Annotated in this window: 17 protein-coding genes and 6 tRNA genes; 1 reads left to right on the top strand and 22 read right to left on the bottom strand. The window is 61.6% G+C overall.

The annotated features are described in order from the left end of the window. Nucleotides 1-44 precede the first annotated feature (44 nt). The 4 genes from BXA07_RS06330 to BXA07_RS06310 form a co-directional block, all read right to left on the bottom strand. Nucleotides 45-716 carry a formate dehydrogenase subunit gamma gene (locus BXA07_RS06330; protein WP_076566663.1) on the bottom strand — a complete coding sequence of 224 codons (672 nt, stop codon included), beginning with the start codon at nucleotides 714-716 and terminating at the stop codon, nucleotides 45-47. Then, the gene (gene fdxH, locus BXA07_RS06325) at nucleotides 703-1626 is read right to left on the bottom strand and encodes a formate dehydrogenase subunit beta (protein ID WP_076566661.1); all 924 of its coding nucleotides are present in this window, start codon (nucleotides 1624-1626) and stop codon (nucleotides 703-705) included. The genes BXA07_RS06330 and fdxH overlap by 14 nt, the downstream gene beginning before the upstream one ends. 13 nt (nucleotides 1627-1639) lie before the next feature. Further along, the gene (fdnG, locus tag BXA07_RS06320; RefSeq protein ID WP_139335455.1) at nucleotides 1640-4711 is read right to left on the bottom strand and encodes a formate dehydrogenase-N subunit alpha; all 3072 of its coding nucleotides are present in this window, start codon (nucleotides 4709-4711) and stop codon (nucleotides 1640-1642) included. A 307-nt stretch (nucleotides 4712-5018) separates the two neighbouring features. Continuing rightward, nucleotides 5019-7169, bottom strand: coding sequence for a TonB-dependent receptor (locus tag BXA07_RS06310; protein ID WP_076566657.1), 2151 nt, complete (start codon nucleotides 7167-7169; stop codon nucleotides 5019-5021). Between the two features lie 382 nt (nucleotides 7170-7551). Between BXA07_RS06310 and BXA07_RS06305 the strand changes: the two genes are divergently transcribed. Next, a complete protein-coding gene (locus BXA07_RS06305) occupies nucleotides 7552-9252 on the top strand; it encodes a methyl-accepting chemotaxis protein (RefSeq protein WP_076566655.1) in 1701 nt (566 codons plus the stop codon). A gap of 54 nt (nucleotides 9253-9306) precedes the next feature. Here the strand turns inward: BXA07_RS06305 and BXA07_RS06300 are convergent, their stop codons facing one another. From BXA07_RS06300 to BXA07_RS06215, 18 genes are all read right to left on the bottom strand, one after another. Then, a complete protein-coding gene (locus tag BXA07_RS06300; protein WP_139335454.1) occupies nucleotides 9307-9759 on the bottom strand; it encodes a hypothetical protein in 453 nt (150 codons plus the stop codon). A gap of 68 nt (nucleotides 9760-9827) precedes the next feature. Beyond that, nucleotides 9828-11315 (bottom strand): SulP family inorganic anion transporter, encoded by a 1488-nt coding sequence (locus BXA07_RS06295; RefSeq protein ID WP_076566651.1) that lies wholly within the window; start codon nucleotides 11313-11315, stop codon nucleotides 9828-9830. 275 nt (nucleotides 11316-11590) lie between these two features. Beyond that, nucleotides 11591-11664, bottom strand: a tRNA-Cys gene (locus BXA07_RS06290). Between the two features lie 42 nt (nucleotides 11665-11706). Beyond that, nucleotides 11707-11782, bottom strand: a tRNA-Gly gene (locus BXA07_RS06285). A gap of 89 nt (nucleotides 11783-11871) precedes the next feature. Further along, nucleotides 11872-11947, bottom strand: a tRNA-Gly gene (locus BXA07_RS06280). A gap of 56 nt (nucleotides 11948-12003) precedes the next feature. Then, nucleotides 12004-12079 (bottom strand) — tRNA-Gly (locus BXA07_RS06275). Between the two features lie 71 nt (nucleotides 12080-12150). Then, nucleotides 12151-12226 (bottom strand) — tRNA-Gly (locus BXA07_RS06270). A 92-nt stretch (nucleotides 12227-12318) separates the two neighbouring features. Further along, a tRNA-Gly gene (locus BXA07_RS06265) sits at nucleotides 12319-12394 on the bottom strand. A gap of 114 nt (nucleotides 12395-12508) precedes the next feature. Then, nucleotides 12509-13093, bottom strand: a complete 585-nt coding sequence (pgsA, locus tag BXA07_RS06260) for a CDP-diacylglycerol--glycerol-3-phosphate 3-phosphatidyltransferase (protein WP_076566649.1) — start codon at nucleotides 13091-13093, stop codon at nucleotides 12509-12511. A gap of 126 nt (nucleotides 13094-13219) precedes the next feature. Next, on the bottom strand, nucleotides 13220-15100 hold the full coding sequence (gene uvrC, locus BXA07_RS06255; RefSeq protein ID WP_076566647.1) for an excinuclease ABC subunit UvrC: 1881 nt from the start codon (nucleotides 15098-15100) through the stop codon (nucleotides 13220-13222). Nucleotides 15101-15107: 7 nt separating this feature from the next. Next, nucleotides 15108-15509, bottom strand: a complete 402-nt coding sequence (gene acpS, locus BXA07_RS06250) for a holo-ACP synthase (protein ID WP_076566645.1) — start codon at nucleotides 15507-15509, stop codon at nucleotides 15108-15110. Between the two features lie 15 nt (nucleotides 15510-15524). Next, nucleotides 15525-16286 (bottom strand): pyridoxine 5'-phosphate synthase, encoded by a 762-nt coding sequence (gene pdxJ / locus BXA07_RS06245; RefSeq protein ID WP_076566644.1) that lies wholly within the window; start codon nucleotides 16284-16286, stop codon nucleotides 15525-15527. Between the two features lie 42 nt (nucleotides 16287-16328). Continuing rightward, a complete protein-coding gene (gene recO / locus BXA07_RS06240) occupies nucleotides 16329-17168 on the bottom strand; it encodes a DNA repair protein RecO (RefSeq protein ID WP_076566642.1) in 840 nt (279 codons plus the stop codon). A gap of 28 nt (nucleotides 17169-17196) precedes the next feature. After that, entirely contained in the window at nucleotides 17197-18099 is a 903-nt protein-coding gene (gene era / locus BXA07_RS06235; protein WP_076566641.1) for a GTPase Era, read from the bottom strand. A gap of 1 nt (nucleotide 18100) precedes the next feature. Next, a complete protein-coding gene (rnc, locus tag BXA07_RS06230; protein ID WP_046683971.1) occupies nucleotides 18101-18916 on the bottom strand; it encodes a ribonuclease III in 816 nt (271 codons plus the stop codon). A gap of 87 nt (nucleotides 18917-19003) precedes the next feature. Then, nucleotides 19004-19921: a signal peptidase I gene (gene lepB, locus BXA07_RS06225; RefSeq protein WP_076566639.1), complete on the bottom strand. Its 918-nt coding sequence runs from the start codon at nucleotides 19919-19921 to the stop codon at nucleotides 19004-19006. Next, nucleotides 19918-21711 (bottom strand): translation elongation factor 4, encoded by a 1794-nt coding sequence (gene lepA, locus BXA07_RS06220; RefSeq protein WP_076566638.1) that lies wholly within the window; start codon nucleotides 21709-21711, stop codon nucleotides 19918-19920. The genes lepB and lepA overlap by 4 nt, the downstream gene beginning before the upstream one ends. A 317-nt stretch (nucleotides 21712-22028) precedes the next feature. After that, nucleotides 22029-22274: a glutaredoxin family protein gene (locus BXA07_RS06215; protein ID WP_076566636.1), complete on the bottom strand. Its 246-nt coding sequence runs from the start codon at nucleotides 22272-22274 to the stop codon at nucleotides 22029-22031. Between the last annotated feature and the right edge of the window lie 50 nt (nucleotides 22275-22324).

The following is a 22324-nucleotide window of genomic DNA, read 5'->3' as shown; positions in this document are numbered from 1 at the left end:
GGGACCGGCCCCGGCTCTTGCAGCAGGGTATCGCTTACGGCAGCTTAATCCTTGCTGTTGCGTACCACCGCCTCAAACCACTTCGGATGGTGCTTGCGCGCCCAGCCATAGGTGACGGTGCCGCGCACCATGGCGCCGATCGAGCCCTTGACCCACAGGGCCGCGTAGATGTGCACGATGATGGCGCAAATGATGGCAAAAGCACACCCCGCATGCAGCAAGGCGGCAAAGCGCACCACGTCGATCGGGAAATAGAACGCGAAGTACGCGCGCCAGATCACGATGCCCGACAGCAGCAGGCCAATCATGCTGACCAGCAACACAAAGAACAGGATCTTCTGGCCGGCATTGTATTTGCCGATCTTCGGAAGCTTTTCCTCGCGGTTGTGCAGCACGTCATCCATTTGCTTGAGCCACTGCTTGTCGCCGTCCTCGAACTTGTTGTGGTGCCAGAAGCGCAGCACGAGGATCGCGAACGAGACAAACATCACCAGGCCGGCAAACGGATGCAAAATGCGCGTCCATTGCCCGCCGCCGAACAGGTTCGCCAGCCACGCCATCGACGGATGGAACATGGCCAGGCCGGACAGGGCCAGCATGACGAAGGTGATGGCCGTGACCCAGTGATTGGTGCGCTCATTGGGGTTGTAGCGCTCAATCAAGGGATTGCCGTCCTTGTCGCGCAGCTTGCTGCCGTGCTGTTCACTGTGGCTCATGCTGACCCTCCTTGATGCGCTCGGCCTCGTCCAGGGCTTCGCGTTCCTCATCCTTGCTCACTTCGTTCGGACCGACACGCGTGTAGTGGAACAGGCCTGCCAGCGCCGTGGCCGCCATGCCGGCGACAGCCAGCGGCTTGGCCCAGCCCTTCCAGAAGCCCACCATCGGACTGATGCGCGGGCGTTCCGGCAGGTTCGAGTACAGCTTCGGCTTGTCGGCATGGTGCAGCACGTACATCACGTGCGTGCCGCCCACCCCGGCCGGATCGTACAGGCCCGCGTTTTCAAAGCCGCGCGACTTCAGGTCGACGATGCGCTCTTCCGCATGCACCTTCATGTCTTCCTTGGTGCCGAAGACGATGGCGCCCGTCGGGCACGTCTTCACGCAGGCCGGTTCCTGGCCCACGGCGACGCGGTCCGAGCACAAGGTGCACTTGTAGGCGCGGTCGTCCTTTTTCGAAATGCGGGGCACGTCGAAAGGACAGCCGGCCACGCAGTAGCCGCAGCCGATGCAGTTTTCCTGGTGGAAATCCACGATGCCGTTCGTGTACTGCACGATGGCGCCCGGCGCCGGGCAGGCCTTCAGGCAGCCCGGGTCCTCGCAGTGCATGCAGCCATCCTTGCGGATCAGCCACTCGAGGTTGCCGTCGTTGCTCTCGTGCTCGGCAAAACGCATCACCGTCCACGATTGCGGCGTCAGGTCCGTCGGGTTGTCATAAGTACCATGGTTTTCACCGACCTCGTCCCGCAAGTCGTTCCATTCCATGCACGCCGTCTGGCAAGCCTTGCAGCCGATGCATTTCGACACATCGATCAGCTTGGCCACGGTGCCCGTCACCGGGCTGCGCGCCTGGGGCGGCGTCACCGTGGTAGCCGACAGGCGCCGGATATCTAAGGATTGCAGTGCCATTATTGATCTCCCATCATGCTTTTTCCACCTTCACGAGGAAGGACTTGAATTCCGGCGTTTGCGAATTCGCATCCCCCACGCCCGGCGTCAGGGTATTAATCAGATACCCCGGCTTGGCCACGCCCGTAAAGCCCCAGTGCAGCGGCAAGCCCACCGTGTGCACGGCCTTGCCCTCGATCATCAAGGCCTTGATGCGCTTGGTGACGACGGCCTTGGCGATGATGTGCCCGCGCTTGGAGCTGACGCGCACTTCTCCACCGGCAACGACGCCGATGCTCTTGGCCAGCTCTTCGCCGATTTCGACGAATTGCTGCGGCTGGATGATGGCATTGAGGTGCGCATGCTTGGTCCAGTAATGGAAATGCTCGGTCAGGCGGTAGCTGGTGGCCACGTGCGGGTATTCCTCATGCGTGCCGAATTGCTTGCGATCATCGGCAAACACGCGCGCGGCCGGATTGCTGGTCGCCTGCGGGTTCTTCGGGTGCATGGGGTTATAGCCGAGCGGATTTTCGAACGGCTCGTAATGCTCGGGGAACGGCCCTTCGGCCATGGCCCCGCGCGCAAAGAAGCGCGCCACGCCCTCGCCCAGCATGATGAACGGCCCCATGCCGTTTTCCGGCGGTTCGTCGGCCTTGAAGTCGGGAATATCGGCCCCGCTCCAGTTGGTGCCATTCCACTCGATCAACTTGCGGGTCGGGTCGAAAGCCTTGCCCTTCAGGTCGCACGAGGCGCGGTTGTACAGCACGCGGCGGTTCGCCGGCCACGCCCAGGCCCAGCCCAGGGTCTGGCCGATGCCCGTCGGGTCGCTGTTGTCGCGCCGTCCCATCTGGTTGCCCGCCTGCGTCCAGCTGCCGGCGAAGATCCAGCAACCGCTCGACGTCGTGCCGTCGTCGCGCAATTGCGCAAACGACGCGAGCTGCTCGCCCTTTTTCACCAGCAGCTTGGTCGGATCTTTCGGATCGTACAAGTCGGCCAGCGCCTTGCCGTTGAATTCGCGGGCGATTTCTTCCGGCTGCGGATTGTGCGGCTGCGCATAGTTCCACGTCAGGTTGACGATAGGATCGGGGAACTTGCCGCCCTCTTTCTTGTACATGCTGCGCATGCGCAAGAACAGGCCCGACATGATCTCCAGGTCGCTGCGCGCCTGGCCCGGCGGTTCGGCCGCCTGCCAGTGCCACTGCAGCACGCGCGAGGAACTCACCAGCGAACCGCGCTCTTCGGCGAAGCAGCTCGTCGGCAAGCGGAACACTTCCGTCATGATCTTGGTGGGATCGACTTCGTGGTATTTGCCGTGCGGCTTCCAGAATTCGCCCGTTTCCACGGCCAGCGGGTCCATGATGACGAGGAACTTCAGTTTCGACAGCGCTTCCGTGACCTTCTGCTTGTTCGGCGCGGAAGCGATGACGTTGAAGCCCTGGCAGATATAGCCCGTCATCTTGCCTTGGTGCATCAACTCGATGGCTTGCATCAAGTCATACGGCTTGTCGAGTTTCGGCAGGTAGTCGAAGGCGTAGTTATTTTCCGCAGTGGCAAAGTCGCCCCACCACGTCTTCATGAAACTGACGTGGAACTTGCGGTAATTGCTCCAGTAGCTGAGCTGGTTCGGCCGCAGCGGCTTGGTGGCGCGCGCGGCGATATAGCCATCGAAATCCTGCTCGGCCTCGTTGGGCAGTGTCATATAACCTGGCAACAGGTTCGACATCAGGCCCAGGTCGGTCAAGCCCTGGATGTTCGAGTGGCCGCGCAAGGCGTTCATGCCGCCGCCGGCGATACCCATGTTACCCAAAAGCAACTGCACCATGGCGCCCGTGCGGATGGTTTGCGCGCCCGTCGAGTGGTGCGTCCAGCCCAGCGCGTACAGGATGGTACCGGCGCGTCCCGGCACGGCGGTCGAAGCCAGGGCTTCGGCCACCTTGTGGAACTTGTCGGCCGACACGCCGCACGTGCGTTCGACCATTTCAGTCGTGTAGCGCGCGTAGTGCTTCTTCATCATCTGGTAGACGCAGCGCGGGTGTTCCAGGGTCGGGTCGACCTTGGCATAGCCGTCGTCGCCGATCTCGTAATCCCAGGTGGCCTTGTTGGTGTACTTGCCTTTTTCCTTGTCGAAACCCGAGAACAGGCCGTCCTCGAACGCATAGTCTTCGCGCACGATGAAGGGCATGTCCGTGTAGTTGCGCACGTACTCATGCTGGATCTTGTCGTTCGTCAGCAGATAATTGATGATCGCGCCGAGGAAGACGATGTCCGTGCCGGTACGCGTGGCGCAGTAGTAATCTGCCACGGATGCGGTACGGGTAAAACGCGGATCGACAACGATCAGCTTGGCCTTGTTATGCGCCTTCGCTTCCGTTACCCATTTGAATCCGCAAGGATGTGCTTCTGCTGCATTGCCGCCCATGACCAGGATCACGTCGGCATTCTTGATATCGACCCAATGATTCGTCATCGCGCCACGGCCAAACGTCGGGGCAAGACCTGCCACCGTCGGTCCGTGTCATACACGCGCCTGATTATCAAAGGTCAGCATCCCCATGCTGCGCACTGTCTTGTGGGTCAGATACCCGACCTCGTTGCTGCCGGCGGACGCGGCCAGCATGCCGGTGGAGAGCCAGCGGTTGACGGTCTTGCCGTCGGCATTCTTTTCGATCAGGTTGGCGTCGCGGTCATCCTTCATCAGGCGCGCGATCTTGTCGAGCGCCACATCCCAGGAGATCGGCTGCCATTCCGTGCCGCCCGGTGCGCGGTATTCGGGCACTTTCAGGCGGTTCGGGCTGTGGATGAAGTCAACCAGGCTGGCGCCTTTCGGGCACAGGGTGCCGCGGTTGACCGGGTGATCGGCATCGCCTTCCACGTGGATGATGCTGGAAACGGCGTTTTTCGCGCCATCGCCCAGTCCATACAGCAGGACGCCGCATCCTACCGAACAGTAAGGACAGGTATTGCGTGTCTCGGTCGTGCGAGACAGCTTGTATTGCCGCACTTCCGCCAGCGCCTGGCCCGGTGCGAAACCGAGCAGGGCGAGGCTGGAACCAGCAATGGTCGCGCCAGTAACCCGAAGGAACTGGCGCCTGGACATCTGAACCATAATCAGGCCTCTATGATGTGAGTAAATAAAAGTCATACAACGTCATGACGGTGTCATATCCATAAGATATAAGCACCATGCCTGTGCCATATGAGGCGTATTTTACCCCTCAAAACCCATCAAGGCTCAGTCCGCCGGAAAAAATTACCCGCAGTCAACATTAATTTATGCATACCGAATATTTCCTCTAAATGCATGAGCCGCATGCACGGCCCGTTTGCGCCGCCAGGAAGGCCGCCGGAGCAGGCAGCGCGGCGGGCATGAAAAAACCCGCTCGCGAGCGGGTTTTGTCGGGAAAGGACAAAAATTACATGCTGTAGCGCAAAGTCAGCGCCACGTTGCGCGGCGCGCCCGGCAAGCTCAGGTTCGGGCTGGAACCGTGGCCCGACACGATGTAGCGCGTGTCGCCGATATTGTTGAGGTTCAGCTGCACTTCATAGCGGCCCGAGCGCCAGGCCGCCATGGCGTCGGCCGTCACGTAGCCGGGCAGCACCACCGTGTTGCCCGGGTTGGCGAAGCGGCTGCCGACGGCATTCGCGCCGGCACCCACCGTGAAGCCGTGGCCCAGGTCCTTCGTCAGCCACAGATTGGCCGTGTTGCGCGCGGTCAAGGTCGCGCGCTTGCCCTTGACGGCGACGGAACTGGCCGTCGTCGTGCCCGGCGCGTTGACGCTCTTGTCGACGGCGATGGAATCGGTGATGGTGGCGTCCAGGTAAGCATAGCCGGCCATCATTTTCCAGCCATCGTGCAAGTCCGCATTGAAGGTCAGTTCCAGGCCATCCGTGCGCTGCGTGCCGACGGGCACGATGCGGTTCGTGATCGGGTCGCTGGTCTTGATATTGTCGCGCTCCAGGCGGAACAGCGACACGGTGGCGTTGGCGCGGCCGCCCCACAGATCGTACTTGGCGCCCACTTCCATGTTGCGCGTGGTTTCCGGCACCAGGTCGGCATTGTTGGCGGCCAGGGCGAAGTTCTCGCCGCTGGGCTGGAACGAGCGGCTCCACGACGCGTAATACGATTGCGCCGCGCCCGGTTGCCAGACGAGGCCGGCGCGGGGGCTGAACGCCGAATCCGTACGCGACAGGTCCGCCGTCGTCACGCCAGCCGCATTGGCCAGGCGCGACTGCTGCTGGTAGCGGTCGTAGCGCAGGCCGGCCAGCGCCTTCCACTCGTCGCTGAAGCTGATGGCGTCCTGCACGTAGGCGGCGGCCGTGTCATAGGTGCCGAAGGTATCGCTGCGCGCGCCCAGCTTGGTCCGGTCAACCACGGGCAGCACGGGATGGAAGATCGACACATTCGGCGCCACCACGGTCGAAACCCAGCTGTTGGCATCCTTGTCTTGCTTGCCGAACTCGGCGCCATACAGCACTTCATGGCGCAAGGTGCCCGTGACCAATTTTTGCGTCAGTTCCGTCTGGTTGAACCAGCCGCTTTCATCGCGGTTGAGTTTGGCGTGGCCCAGCTTCATCGTGCCATTGACCTCGTCGACGTTGCCGGAAATATTCGTGTTGTTGCGGTCCAGGTGGTAATCGTAATAGCGGAAGGCATTGCGCAGCGACAAGGTATCGCTGAACCTGTGCGTCAGCGTGGCGGCCGTGGAGACCACGCGCGACTGGCTGAAGTCCGCATCGCGGGCATTCGCGGCGCCATAATAGGTGCCCGCATCGACGGCGACGGGACGGCCGTGCCAGGACGGGATGCCGAAGTCCGTCAGGCGGCGGTCTTCCAGGTAGTCGCCCTGCAGCAGCAGTTTGGTGGCGCTTGAGAGGCGGATGGCCACGGAAGGCGCGATCGCCGTGCGGTTGATGAATTGCTGGTCGCGGTAGCTGTCGGACAATTCGCGCGCGCCCGTGACGCGCCAGTCCACCGTCTCGCCCACTCTGCCCACGTCGACTTCGCCGCGGCGCCCGGCCGTATTCGTCAGGCTCAGGGCCACGTCCGTGATATCGATACCCGGTTTCTTGGTGATGCGGTTGACCAGGCCGCCCGAGGAGCCGCGGCCGTACAGCACGGCGGCCGGTCCCTTGATCACTTCCAGGCGCTCCACGTTCGACAGGTCGCGGAAATACAGGGCGTCATCGCGGAAGCCGTCGACGAACTGGTCGCCGATGGCCGTGAAGCCGCGGATGAACACCTGGTCGCGCTGGCCGTCACCCGTGGACAGGCCCACGCCGGGGATGTTCTTCATGATGTCCTGGATCGACATGGCGTGCTGATCCTTGATGACGGCGGCCGGCACCACGTTGATCGTCTGCGGCACGTCGCGCAGGGCCATTTCCGTCTTGGTGCCGCTGGCGGAGGTGGCGGCGACATAGCCATTGCTGTCCTTGGCCGCAGTCACGGTGACGGCGGGCAAGGTTTCCTGTGCCCAGGCCGCCAATGGCGTGGCACCCAAGGTCAGGGCGCCCAGTACGGCGAGAGTGATCGGTTTACATCCTGGCTTGCGCTGTTGCTGCATACAATTCCCTGGTCGATTATTTAATACGAATGATTATCATTAGTATTTTATCAGCCGGCACGGCGAAAAGTAAGGCGGAATGTAAGTGATAGTACTTATGGACTAGGTACTTGACGTAAAAAAGCAACAATGAATTAATATCAATAAGAAATTAAAATTGCCGCAAAAAACTATTTCCGTGCGTCAATGCTATACTTCCGGTTTGCTGGTTAGCGGCATCCCAGGCCGCCACACCCCTTGTTTCACCTCCAACGCCGTGCACAGCGCGGCGCGCCGCACAGCAATCCTGCGGCACCCGAAGACCCCGATCCCCTGCGCCTTGCGGCGCCTGGCCGCCCCTGCTGGCGGCGGCGATCATGACTATTAAACTGTTAGGAATTACATGAAGAACCTGAACATCGGCAGCCGCCTTGGCGTCGGCTTTGCTGTCGTATTGCTGTTGCTTGCCGCCTTGACCGTCACCGCCCTCGTGCGCATGCAAACGGCCAGCGACCTGACCTACCGACTCATCAATACCAGCATCAAGAACCAGCGCATGGTGGCCGAATGGTCGAAGATCATCGAACTCAACAGCGTGCGCGGCGTCGCCTCGTTTGAAATCACCGATCCCGCCGTGCGCGCCAAGATCGAGGCCGACCTGAAAGTCGATGCGGACCGTTCCAGCAAGCTGCAGGACGACATCGTCGCGTCCTTGCTCAACCCGGCCGTCATCGAGCAATTCAAGGTCGTGCGCAAGGTGCGCACCGACTACGTGACGACGCGCGCCCGCGCCTTCCAGATGAAGGCCGACGGCGACATGGCCGGCGCCAAGGAAGTGTTCGAGAAGGAAGTCGCACCGATCACGGTGGCCTACCTGGCCGAGGTGAAGCGCTTCGCCAGCATGCAGATCAAGGCGGCCGACGGCGTCGGCGCCAGCATCATCGAGGCTTACAGCAGCACCCGCATTTTCCTGATCACCATGGGCGTGCTGGCCGTGCTGATGGGCATCGGCTTTGCCTGGTGGATCACGCGCTCGATCACCGGCCCCATCCGCGACGCCGTGAAAGTGGCCGAAACCGTGGCGGCAGGCGACCTGAGCAGCACCATCACGGTGCAGGGCCGCGATGAAACGGCGCAGCTGATGCACGCGCTGAAAACCATGAACGACAGCCTCGTGGGCATCGTCGGCCAGGTGCGCAGCGGCACCGACACCATCGCCACGGCATCGGCGGAAATCGCCGCCGGCAACCAGGACCTGTCGTCGCGCACGGAACAGCAAGCCAGTTCGCTGGAAGAAACGGCCTCGTCGATGGAAGAATTGACCAGCACCGTAAAGCAGAACGCGGACAATGCGCGCCAGGCGAACAAACTGGCCGGCGACGCGGCCGGCATCGCCAGCCGCGGCGGCGCCGTGGTGGCCGAAGTGGTCGCCACCATGGGCGAGATCAATACCTCGTCGAAGAAAATCGTCGATATTATCTCTGTCATCGACGGCATCGCCTTCCAGACCAACATCCTGGCCTTGAACGCGGCCGTGGAAGCGGCGCGCGCCGGCGAACAGGGCCGCGGCTTCGCCGTCGTGGCAACCGAGGTGCGCAACCTGGCGCAGCGTTCCGCAGCGGCGGCAAAAGAAATCAAGGGCTTGATCGACGACTCCGTGCAAAAGGTCGACGTGGGCACGGACCTGGTCGACAAGGCCGGCAAGACGATGGAAGAAATCGTGCAAAGCATCGGCTTCGTCACGTCCATCATGAGCGAAATCAGCAACGCCAGCGAAGAACAGAGCGCCGGTATCGAGCAAGTCAACCAGGCCATTTCCGAAATGGACCAGGTGACCCAGCAAAATGCAGCGCTGGTGGAAGAAGCGTCGGCCGCGGCCGAAGCGATGCAGGAACAGGCGAGCGAACTGGCGCAGGTGGTCAGCGTGTTCCGCCTGGACGCCAATGCAGTGGCGACCGACCGTTTCAGCGCCAAGGCGCCGCAGCGCAGCGCGCCGGCAGCCCCGGCCGCGCCCGCGCGCCAGGCCCCTGCCCTGCGCCTGCCCGCGACGCGCGCCAGCAGCAAGGCAACGGCGCCTGCCGAAGGCGATTGGGAAGAGTTTTAAGAGCTGACGCTCAATGCGTGGCAGCGGCTGCCACGCATGCCGCACGGCCAGGCATCAGCACAGCCCGGCTTGCGCATCGTCTATCAGTTTCGCCAGTTCGCGCGGCGCGGATTGCGCCAGGAATGCCAGCGCCAGCGCCTCCGGATCGATGGCGGCGTCCGCTGGCAAGCCATGCTCGAAGCCACCGACCATGTAACGGCAGAAATGCGGCGATTCGGCCCGCGTTTCCACATACCAGCAGCCCGCATGACCTTGCACAAAGTATTCGCCGATAAAGTAGCCAAGCATGGTTTTCACCCATTGCCAGCTCTCGTCGCGGATGACGATGGTGCGCATGGCCGCGTCGATATACGGCAGGTATTCGGCCGCGTTCGTCAACACTTCGTGCGCCGGCTGTATGCCCAGGCGCTCGACGAAATTGACCAGCGACGCACCCAGCCCGTCATAGTAGGCATCAAAAGCCGCCTGGCTTTGCTGCAATAATTGTTCTTGTTCGTACGACAGCATCAATACTCCATTTCATTCAAAAATCCCGCCAGGATCGTGCCATTGCGCGGGACCACGCACGCAGTATTTTACGCCACGCTCACATCCACGCCTGCGCGCTGCAGCAAGGCCTGGCCGCGGCCCGACAGGTGCATCACCTGCACATGCTTGCCCGCCTTGTCATAGCGTTCATACAAGGCTTCGATGGCGGCAATGGCCGAGTGGTCGGCCAGGTGCAGATGGCGGCAGTCGAGGATGATGCGCGCCGGGTCCGTGGCCGGCCGGAACAGCTCCTGGAAATGCGCGACCGAGGCAAAGAACAGCGTGCCGTGCGGCACGTAGACGCGCACTCCCGGCGTGCTGTCATCGGTATCGGCACGCATGTCGCGCGCGTGCTGCCAGGCAAAATTCAAGGCGGCAATCACAATGCCGCACAGCACGGCCATCGCCAGGTCCGTGAACACGGTGATCACCGTCACGGCAACGATCACCAGCGCATCGTGGCGCGGCACCTTGCCCAGCACGCGCAGCGAACCCCAGGCAAACGTCTGTTGCGCCACGACGAACATCACGCCGACCAGCGCGGCCAGCGGGATGCGCTCGATCAGGGGCGACAGGAACAGGATGAACAATAAAACCATCACGCCGGCCGTCACGCCAGACAGGCGCGAGCGGCCGCCGGAACTCAAGTTGATCATCGTCTGCCCGATCATGGCGCAGCCGCCCATGCCGCCGAACAGGCCCGAGGCGACGTTGGCCGCGCCGAGCGCGATGCATTCGCGGTTCGGCTGGCCCCGCGTTTCCGTTATCTCATCCGTGAGATTGAAAGTGAGCAAGGTTTCCAGCAAGCCCACCATGGCCATCAGCGCCGCGTACGGGAAAATGATGTGCAAGGTGGCCATGTCCAGCGGCACCGTAGGCCAGTGCAGGGCCGGCAAGCCGCCGGCGATATGCGCGAGGTCGCCCAGCGTGCGCGTGGGCAGGTGCAGGAAATGGCTGAGCACGCCCACGCCCAGGATGGCCACCAGCGCGGGCGGCACGGCCTTTGTCAGGCGCGGCAGCACATAGACGATGGCCATGGTCAGCGCCACCAGGGCGACCATCACGTACAAGGACGTGCCTTGCAGCCAGGTTTCGCCTTGCGGCGTGGCCAGGCGAAAATGTTCCAGCTGGGACATGGCGATGACGATGGCCAGGCCATTCACAAAGCCCAGCATCACCGGGTGCGGCACCATGCGGATCAATTTACCCAGGCGCAAGATACCAAACAGCGCCATCAGGATGCCGCTCAGCACCACGGTGGCCAGCAGATACTGCACGCCATGCCGGGCCACCAGCGCCACGATGACGACGGCCATGGAACCGGCGGCGCCCGAAATCATCCCAGGACGCCCGCCAAAGATGGCCGTCAATGCGCAGATGATGAAGGCGCCATACAGGCCCATCAGGGGATTCAACTGTGCCACCAGGGCAAAGGCGATGCATTCCGGCACCAGGGCGAACGAGGTAGTCAGGCCCGCCAGGACGTTTTTTTGTATATTCGAGAACCACTCTTCCCGAAAAGTTGCGTTGATCATTGATGCGTATCCAGGGTCGGAACAGGGAAATACCGGCCTGATGGAAAAACCAGGCACAGCCATGCCAGCGGACGTCACAGAAAAGTTGCGCTGAGCTTGAACGGAGCAGGAAAGTCGTCAGTGACTACATCGGCATGGCGGAAAGGGGGAGGTTTCAAAGGCGCCAGGCGGCGCGGTTGAGCTTGCTGGCATTATACAAGATGCACAGCGGACAAAGTCTGGCGAAAGGGCAGACAAAAAAATAGCCCACTCGGAAGTGGGCTATTTTTTTCATCTGGAGGCGAGGACGGGAATCGAACCCGTCTAAACGGCTTTGCAGGCCGCTGCATAACCTCTTTGCTACCTCGCCAGAGGAACTGCTTCGATGCGCCTTGCGGCCCACCTTGAAAACTGGAGCGGGAGAAGAGTCTCGAACTCTCGACCTCAACCTTGGCAAGGTTGCGCTCTACCAACTGAGCTACTCCCGCATTGGAGCTTGTTTACCGCCTGACCACGCCGCATGACTGCTTTGCGGCGGATAAAAAAAGGAAGCCAGCTTAGCTTCCCTTTAGAATTCTGGAGCGGGAGAAGAGTCTCGAACTCTCGACCTCAACCTTGGCAAGGTTGCGCTCTACCAACTGAGCTACTCCCGCATTGGAGCTTCTATTTTCTGCTACTGCCATTCTTGCTATACTGCACCAGCGTTCGCTGGAGCGGGAGAAGAGTCTCGAACTCTCGACCTCAACCTTGGCAAGGTTGCGCTCTACCAACTGAGCTACTCCCGCATACGAACCGCTATTTTACTGCTTTTTACTACCGTTTACCAGTGCTGCTTTACTGCTGATCCAGTGTTCACTGGAGCGGGAGAAGAGTCTCGAACTCTCGACCTCAACCTTGGCAAGGTTGCGCTCTACCAACTGAGCTACTCCCGCAGTGGACAACATTGTATCAGAAGCTCTACTACATCGCCAGTACTACTTTTTACTACATTTGCTGTTTTTACCTATGACACGATCCAGAAAACTGGAGCGGGAGAAGAGTCTCGAACTCTCGACCTCAACCTTGGCAAGGTTGCGCTCTACCAACTGAGCTACTCCCGCGTCATCAACAACAGGCCAGCATTATAGAGGGATTACAGGGGCTGTCAACGGGCAATATCTGGTCTTTTGCAAAATATTCCGAAGAAAGCCGTCGACTGCCTAATCCCTGTGCAATTAATGGAGATTGCCGGCCTTTTCCTTGATCAGCGGCCATGCCAGGCGCAAGTAATAGAACATCGACCACACCGTCAGCACGCAGGCGATCCACAGCAGGCGCTCGCCCCACACATGGGTATCGATCGCGCCGAAGATCACTTCGTGGTACAGCAGCAAGGGGATGGCCGTCATTTGCGCGGCCGTCTTGATCTTGCCGATCGAGCTGACGGCCACCGATTTCGATGCGCCGATCTGCGCCATCCATTCGCGCAGCGCGGAAATGGTGATTTCGCGGCCGATGATGATGAAGGCCAGCACGGCATTGACGCGGTCCAGCTGCACCAGCACCAGCAAGGCGCCCGCCACCATCAGCTTGTCGGCGACCGGGTCGAGGAAGGCGCCGAAGGCCGACGTCTGGTTCCAGCGCCGCGCGAGGAAGCCGTCGAACCAGTCGGTCACGGCGGCAATGATGAAGACCAGGGTGGCGACCAGGTTCTGGTCGCCGTGCAGCAGCATCGACGGCGGTAGGTAAAACACGCCGACGACGAGTGGAATCAGGGCCACGCGCAGCCAGGTCAGAAGGATGGGAATATTAAAAGGCATAGGAAAGCAATCGGCCGGCGGGTAAATTGAACATGAAGAAAGCGTGAAGAAAGCGCCACTAGTCTACATGGCCCCAGGGTATTAGCCTAGTCCGGTTGCCGCAGCGCCGGACCAGGCCTGTATGCATCAATGCAACTGCTTGTAGATTTCTTCCGCCAGTTGCGTGGAAATCCCCTCCACCGACATCAGATCCTCGACGCTGGCGTCGACCACGCCGCGCAAGCCGCCAAAGCGCGACAGCAGCTTCTGGCGGCGCTTGGCGCCGATGCCTTCGATCTCTTCCAGGCGCGAGGTCTGGCGCGTCTTGGCCCGCTTGGCGCGCATGCCGGTGATGGCGAAGCGGTGCGCCTCGTCGCGGATCTGCGCGATCAGCATCAGCGCGGCCGACTCCTTGCCCAGCTCCTGCGCCGGACGGCCGTCGACGAACAGCAGGGTTTCCAGGCCGACTTTTCTGCCCTCCCCTTTTGCCACGCCGACGATCAGGCTGATATCGAGTCCCAGTTCGGCGAACACCTGGCGCGCCATTTCGATCTGACCCTTGCCGCCGTCAATCAGGACCACGTCGGGCATCACGCCGTCGCCATTGGCCACCTTTTCGTAGCGGCGCATCAGCACTTGGCGCATGGCCGCGTAATCGTCGCCGGGCGTGATATCGTTGATGTTGTAGCGGCGGTACTCGCCGTTCTGCATGGCGTGGTGGTGGAAGACGACGCAGGACGCCTGCGTCGCCTCGCCCTGCGTGTGGCTGATGTCGAAGCATTCCACGCGCAGGCTGTCGAGGTCCTCCGTCTCCAGGCGCAGCGCTTCGGCCAGCGCCCGCGTGCGCGACTGCTGCGAGCCCTGCTCGGACAACAGGCGGGCCAGCGAAATCTCGGCGCCCTTTTGCGCCATCTCAAGCCACTGGCGGCGCTGTCCCTGCGGCTGGAAGATCAGGTTGATGCGGTGGCCGCACTGCTCCATCAGCGCCACCATCAGGGCCGGCTGGTCGAATTCGATATTCAGGATCAGGGTGCCGGGAATGAACTTTTCCGTGTAATGCTGGGCCAGGAAGGCGGCCAGCACTTCCACCTCGATGGCTTCCTCGGCAATCGCCGCCGCATCGCTGAGCTGGCTGGGGAAATAGGCGCGGTCGCCCAGGTGGCGCCCGCCGCGCACCATGGCCAGGTTGACGCAGGCGCGCCCGCCCTGCACCAGCACGGCGATGATGTCCACGTCGGCGTCGCCCGTCGTTTCCATGCTCTGCTGGTGCAGCACGCGCGACAGCGAGGCGATCTGGTTGCGCACCACCACGGCCTGCTCGAATTTGAGCTCGGCGGCAAAGGCGTGCATCTTCTTTTCCAGGTCCGCCAGCACTTCGCTCTGGCGCCCGCGCAGGAAGCGCGCCGCGTTTTCCACGTCGTTCTTGTAGTCTTCCTTGCTGATCAGGCCCACGCACGGCGCGCTGCAGCGGCCGATCTGGTGCAGCAGGCACGGCCGCGTGCGGTTGGCGTACACGCTGTCCTCGCAGGTGCGGATGAGAAAAACCTTTTGCAGGATCTGCATCGATTCCTTGACGGCCCAGGAACTGGGAAACGGCCCGAAATACTGGTTTTTCTTGTCCACCGCGCCCCGGTAATACACCATGCGCGGCGCGTCGCCGCTGGTGATTTTCAGATACGGATACGATTTATCATCGCGAAACAGGATGTTGTAGCGCGGCTGCAGCGCCTTGATCAGGTTGTTTTCCAGGATCAAGGCTTCCGCCTCGCTGTGCGTGACGGTCGTTTCCAGGCGCGCGATGCGCTCGACCATCATGGCGATGCGGGGGCTGGCCAGATTCTTCTGGAAGTAACTGGACACGCGCTTTTTCAGGTCGCGCGCCTTGCCGACGTACAGCACCTTGTCGGCGGTGTCGAAATAGCGGTACACGCCGGGCAGGTTCGGCAGCTTGGCAACGGTGGCCAGCACCTGCGCGCGCGGGTCGGGGGGCGTTTCCGCCAAGGAAGGTTTTGGGCTTGCTTCGGTCATTGCTGGCTCATTCTTGCGCTGCTTGCTCCACGATCACGAACGCGACCGCATATTCTTCTTCATCGCTGATCGTCACTTGCGCGCTCAACCGGTTTTTTTCCATGAACTCGGCCAGCACGCCGCTGCAGACGATCATCGGCTTGCCGCTGGGATGGTTCAGCATCTGCGCAGCGGGCCACGTCATCGGCATGCGCAGGCCCAGGCCGATGGCCTTGGAAAACGCCTCCTTGGCCGCAAAGCGGGTGGCGAGAAAACGCACGCCGCGCACGGCGTTCTTGGCGCTGCGGGCGCGGAATTTCTCCAGCTCCTGCGGCCCCAGTATCTTTTTGGCAAAACGCTCGCCGTGGCGCGCCAGGGCCGCCTCGATGCGGGGAATCTTGCAGATATCGGTGCCGATGCCGTAGATCATGCTGTTTCCTTGCTATCAGGCGCGGTGGCCAAGGCGCGTGGCAACCATGATGGCCTTCATTTCGCGCACGGCGTTTTCCCAGCCGACAAACACGGCATGGGCGACGATGGCGTGGCCGATGTTCAGCTCGGCAATATCGGGGATGGCGGCGATGGCCTGCACATTGCTGTAATGCAAGCCGTGGCCCGCATTGACCTTCAGGCCGCGCCCCACGCCGAACAGCACGCCCGCCTTGATGCGTTCCAGTTCCGCCAGCTGTTCCGCGCCCTCGGTATCGGCGTAGCGGCCCGTGTGCAGCTCGATCACGGGCGCGCCGAGTTCGGCGGCGGCGGCGATCTGCTGCTCGTCCGCGTCGATGAACAGGCTCACGCGGATGCCCTCGCCCTGCAATTGCTGGACGGCAGCCTGCACTTCCTTGAAGTAGCGCACCACGTCAAGGCCGCCCTCGGTGGTCACTTCCGTGCGTTTTTCCGGCACCAGGCACACGTCGGCCGGGCGGATGCGGCAGGCAAAATCGATCATCTCGGCCGTCACGGCCGCTTCCAGGTTCATGCGCGTGAGCAATTGCGGCGCGATGGCGATCACGTCCGCATCCTTGATGTGGCGGCGGTCTTCGCGCAGATGCAGGGTAATGGCGTCGGCGCCCGCCTGCTCGGCCAGCAGGGCCGCGCGCACCGGGTCCGGATACTGCGTGCCGCGCGCATTGCGCAGGGTGGCCACGTGGTCGATATTGACGCCCAGGTCGATGACGGGGCCGGAAGGCTGCAAAAAGCTCATAGTGATGGTATCCGTAAAGTGCTGTCCTGCGGCAAGCCGCCGCTACAGCTGCATTAAATCGATCAGTATCTGGCGCGTGTTCAAGGTGGCGCCCCCCAGTTGATGGGCCAGCAAAAAGCGCATCAGCAGCTTGCTTTGCGCCTGCGTGGCCACGTCAAGATAATCTTCGCGCTCCATGTCGAGCAGGGTCTTGCCCGTGATCTTCGGCCAGGCGTCGGCGGCGCGCGCCGGGCGCGGTCCCCGTTCCGGGTCGACCACGTAGACCTGTCCCGCCTGCACGGGCTGGCGCGTGCCCGTGCAGCGCGTCAGGTCGGCCGCCACGCCCGTTTCCTTGAGCAGGGCGCGCTCGAACTTGCGCAGCACGATGGGCGCCGGCTCATTGTGCGCCAGTTGATTCAAGGTGGCAACGTAGTGGTCGAACAGGACGGGATGCGGGTCGTCGCGCGCCAGCAGCTTGACGAGCAGTTCATTCAGGTAAAAGCCGCACAGCAGGGCCGTCTTTTCCAGCGGCAACATGCCGCCCACCCATTCGGCGCCCGTCAGGATGCGCAGCTCGGACTTGCCCGTCCAGCCCGCCTGCAGGGGCTGGAAGGTCTGCAGCACGCCGCGCAGCTGCGAATGGGGCCGCTTGGCACCCTTGGCGACGAGCGCGATGCGGCCGTACTCGCGCGTAAACACGTCGACGATAAGGCTGGTTTCTTTATGCGGATAGCTGTGCAGCACGAAGGCCGGCTGGCCCGTGATGCGGCCGTCGCGCGCGGGCGGACGGCTGCGCCTTGGGGGAGATGCGGAAGGGGCTGCCGGTGGCGCGACGGCCACGGGCACGGGGGCGGCAAGCGAGGCTGGCGCGGGATCGTGCAGCGCTGGCGTGGTGGTGCTCATGCGTGTGGCGTCGCCCCCGGGTTGCGGATTACTCGTAGCCGTAGGCGCGCAAGCCCGCCTCGTTGTCGGCCCAGCCCGACTTGACCTTGACCCAGATTTCCAGGTACACGGGGCCGCCGAACAGCTTTTCCATGTCCAGGCGGGCCTGGGTGGAGACTTCCTTCAGGCGCGCGCCCTTGTTGCCGATAATCATGGACTTGTGCGTATCGCGCTCGACCAGGATGGCGGCGAACACGCGGCGCAGATCGCCTTCCTGCTCGAACTTCTCGATCAAGACGGTGCTCGTGTACGGCAGTTCGTCGCCGACGAAGCGGAACAGTTTTTCGCGCACGATTTCCGAGGCGAGGAATTTTTCGCTGCGGTCCGTGATGTCGTCCGGGCCAAAGATGGGCTGGTTTTCCGGCAAGAAGCGCTTGATCTCGTTCTGCAAGCCTTCCAGCTGGAAGTGCAGCTTGGCGGACACGGGCACGATGGCGGCAAAGTCGCGCATGGCGGCGATCTTTTGCGCAAACGGCAACAATACAGCCTTATCCTTGACGCGGTCGGATTTATTGATGACGAGGATGCACGGCACTTCCTTCGGCAGCAGGTCCATCACTTGCTGGTCGGCCGGGCCGAACGTGCCCGCCTCGATCACGTACAGGATCACGTCCGAGGAAATCAGCGTGTTGGTGACGGTCTTGTTCAGCGTCTTGTTCAGCGCGTTCGAGTGGCGCGTCTGGAAGCCGGGCGTGTCGACGTAGATGAACTGCGCATCCGGCAGCGTCTGGATGCCCGTGATGCGGTGGCGCGTCGTCTGCGCCTTGCGCGAAGTGATGCTGACCTTCGCGCCGATCAGCACATTCATCAGGGTCGATTTGCCCACGTTGGGGCGGCCCACGATGGCGATATAGCCACAGCGGAAGTTGTCGGGCATTTTGGTGGCAGTCATGCTAGTGTCGATTCTGTTTAGTGTGAGCGGCGATCGCCGGGGCAGCCGGGGCTGGTGCGTCGTCGCTCTGGATGGTGGCAATGCCGGCCAGCTTGAGCTGGGCGGCGCGCGGTTTGGGCTTGCGGCTGGCGGCAGGCGACTTCAACAGTGCCTGCTCGGCCACGTCCAGCGCCAGTTTGGCGGCGGCTTGCTCACCGGCGCGGCGGCTTCCGCCACGGCCGTAGACCTGGATGTTCAATTTCGGCACCAGGCATTCGATCTCGAATTCCTGGCTGTGGGCGGCGCCGTGGGTGGCCACCACGTTGTACTGTGGCAGCGAAATTTTCTTGCTCTGCAAAAACTCCTGCAGCAGGGTCTTGGCATCCTTGCCCAGGGTTTGCGGATCGACCGAGTCGAGGATGGGAATGTAGAAGGCGCGGATCACCGTGCTGGCAGCATCGAAGCCCGTGTCGAGGAAGATGGCGCCCAGCAAGGCTTCCAGGGTGTCGGCGAGAATCGACGGACGGCGGAAACCGCCCGATTTCAGTTCGCCTTCGCCCAGGCGCAGGAATTGCGACAATTCCAGCTTTTGCGCGATTTCATACAGCGACTGCTGTTTCACCAAATTGGCACGCAGGCGCGACAGGTCGCCCTCGTCGATGGACTTGAAACGCTCGTACAGGATGGAGGCGACCACGCAGTTGAGGATGGAGTCGCCGAGGAATTCCAGCCGCTCGTTATGCAAACTGCTGTGGCTACGGTGCGTCAAGGCTTGCTGCAACAGGCCAGCATCCTGGAACGTATAGCCTAGACGGGTTTGCAATAGCTGAAGATTCATTGTTGTTTCTGTATCATCTGATTGATTCGGCTGGCCGCCGCGCGGGGAATCGGCGCGGCAGCCATGGGCATTGCATGCAAGAAAGACTTAATGGATGCCGCCTACGCGTTTCGGGTTGCTGAAGTTCATCCATACGAGGAAGGCCTTGCCGACGATGTTTTCGTTCGGCACGAAGCCCCAGTAGCGGCTGTCCGCGCTATTGTCGCGGTTGTCGCCCATCATGAAGTAGTTGCCTGCTGGTACCACGCAAGTGAAACCGTCTTCGTTGTAGTTGCACGCTTCCTTGTGGGGGAAATCCTTGACTTCGCGCAAATTCAACGTGGGAGCAGGCTCGTCGTTGAGGATGCGGTGGCTCACGCCCGTCAGGTTTTCTTCCAGTTGCTTGTGGTACACGGTGCTTTCGTCATCGAGGTAGTCGTCCAGCGGCGTGTACTGCACTTCCTTGCCGTTGACCGTCAAGCGCTTGTTTTCATAGGTGATTTTATCACCGGGCACGCCGATCACGCGCTTGATATAGTCTTGCGACATATCTTTCGGGTACTTGAACACCATCACGTCGCCGCGCTGCGGGTCGTTGACTTCAATGATGCGCTTGTTGACGATCGGCAAGCGAATACCATAGGTGAACTTGTTAACCAGGATCAAATCGCCTACCAGCAGGGTCGGCACCATCGAGCTCGACGGGATCTTGAACGGCTCGTACAGGAACGAACGCAGGCAGAACACGAGGGCGATGACGGGGAAGAAACTGCCCGAATACTCGACCCAGGTGGGCTGGCGCAGCAGGGCCGCCTCGATGGCGGCGCGGCTGCCGCCCGCATCGGACTTGATGTTTTCGGCGGCCAGCCTGGACTGGCGCGCGTCGAATTCGGCCAGGGCGCGGTCGGCCGCCTTGCGGCGCTGCTTGGACAGATAAAACACGTCCAGGCACCAGACCAGGCCCGTCAGCACCATCAGCACGAACAGGATTAAAGCGAAATTTCCTAAGATCACTTGCAGGTTCATTTATCGTCCACTTGTAAGATTGCCAGGAATGCCTCTTGCGGGATCTCCACGGAACCCACTTGCTTCATGCGCTTCTTGCCTGCTTTTTGTTTTTCCAGCAATTTCTTCTTGCGGCTGATATCGCCGCCATAGCACTTCGCCAGCACGTTCTTGCGCAAGGCTTTCACGTTCTCGCGCGAAATGATGTTGGCGCCGATGGTCGCTTGAATCGCCACGTCGAACATCTGGCGCGGGATCAGTTCGCGCATCTTGGCGGCCACCTGGCGGCCGCGGTACTGGCTGTTCGAGCGGTGGACGATGATGGCCAGCGCATCGACTTTTTCGCTGTTGATCAGCATGTCGACCTTGACCACGTCGGCCGCGCGGTATTCCTTGAACTCGTAGTCCATCGAGGCATAGCCGCGCGACGTCGATTTCAGGCGGTCGAAGAAGTCCAGCACGATCTCGGCCATCGGCATTTCATACACGAGCTTGACCTGGCGGCCGTGGTAGCTCATGTCCATCTGGATGCCGCGCTTGGCGATGCACAGGGTGATCACGGAACCCACGTATTCCTGCGGCATGTACAGGTTGACGGTGACGATAGGCTCGCGCACTTCCTCGATGCGCGACGGGTCGGGCATCTTCGACGGATTGTCGACGTTGATCAGGGTGCCGTCGCGCTGGATCACTTCATACACGACGGTCGGCGCCGTCGTGATCAGGTCCATGTCGAATTCGCGCTCGAGGCGCTCCTGCACGATTTCCATGTGCAGCAGGCCCAGGAAGCCGCAGCGGAAGCCGAAGCCCAGCGCCTGCGACACTTCCGGCTCGTACATCAGGGCCGCGTCGTTCAGTTTCAGCTTTTCCAGCGAGTCGCGCAGCGCATCGTACTGGTTCGCCTCGACGGGAAACAGGCCGGCGAACACTTGCGGCTGCACTTCCTTGAAGCCAGGCAATGGCTCGGCGGCAGGACGATTGGCCAGGGTGACGGTGTCGCCCACTTTCGCGGCCTTCAATTCCTTGATGCCGGCGATGATGAAGCCCACCTGGCCAGCGGACAGTTGCGGCAGCGATTGCGAACGGGGCGAGAACACGCCGATGTCTTCCACCAGCTGTACCGAGTCGGTGGCCATCAGGCGGATCTTGTCCTTCGGCTTCAGGGTGCCGTTGACCACGCGCACCAGCATCACCACGCCCACGTAGGAGTCGTACCAGGAATCGACGATCAGCGCCTGCAGCGGCGCATCCGGGTCGCCCTTCGGCGGCGGCACCTTGGCGATCAAGGACTCCAGCACATCCTGCACGCCCAGGCCCGTCTTGGCCGAGCAATGCACGGCGTCGCCCGCGTCGATGCCGATCACGTCTTCGATCTCGGCAATGGCGTTCGGCGGGTCCGCGTTCGGCAAGTCGATCTTGTTCAGCACGGGTACCACTTCCACGCCCAGGTCCAGCGCCGTGTAGCAGTTGGCCACGGTTTGCGCTTCCACGCCTTGCGATGCGTCAACGACCAGCAGCGCGCCTTCGCAGGCGGACAGCGAGCGCGACACTTCATAGCTGAAGTCGACGTGGCCCGGCGTATCGATCAGGTTCAGGTTGTAGATCTGGCCATCGCGCGCCTTGTAGTGCAGGGCCGCCGTTTGCGCCTTGATGGTAATGCCGCGCTCGCGCTCCAGATCCATCGAATCGAGCACCTGCGCCTCCATCTCGCGGTCGGACAAGCCGCCGCACAATTGAATGATGCGGTCAGCCAGGGTCGATTTACCGTGGTCAATATGGGCGATGATGGAGAAATTGCGTATGTTGTTCATTAACTAATATAAGTGCGAAGTTGACGACACTGCTTTAACAGGAATCATGGGGATCATGCTCGGGTCAAGCCGGGCCAAAACCGGGCACCCCACTCATGATGAAAAAAGCGCTCCGAGCAGGACATCTGCATGCCCAGGCGAGCGCTTTTGAAGCGACAGAAGCTGCTGCCTCGGACAGTAGCTTTTTCGACCTCCCCATTTTACCGGATTTCAGAGCGGAAAGCCCGTCTTATGAGGCCGGGGCCGGGGCGAGGCGACAATTTTGCCTGTTTTCAGCACCAGAATGGTGCAATGCAGTGTCAATATTGACATTTAAGCTACGCCAGATAGCGGCGCACGGCTGCCTCGTCGAGGAAATAGTGGCACAGCTCCGGCTGCGCCAGGTCACCGAACAGCACGGGCACCAGCTCGTCGAAACGGGCCAGCAGCGTGGCATCGGGCGAAGCGTCGATATCGATCACGTCGACGGTGAAACGCTGGCCGGGCGCCTGCAGCAGGAGCAAGGCGTCGAGCATGTCCTGGCATAGATGGCAGTAACTGCGGGAATACAGGGTGAAATGCATGGACAAGGAGGGAAAGCATCCCGGCCGGGCCGGGATGCGGGTGGAAGCGG

The organism is Janthinobacterium sp. TND4EL3 (genome assembly GCF_900156175.1).
In the GTDB taxonomy this organism is placed as follows: domain Bacteria; phylum Pseudomonadota; class Gammaproteobacteria; order Burkholderiales; family Burkholderiaceae_D; genus Janthinobacterium.
The sequence above is the reverse complement of the archived record's forward strand: the minus strand, read 5'-3'. Positions and strand labels throughout refer to the sequence as shown.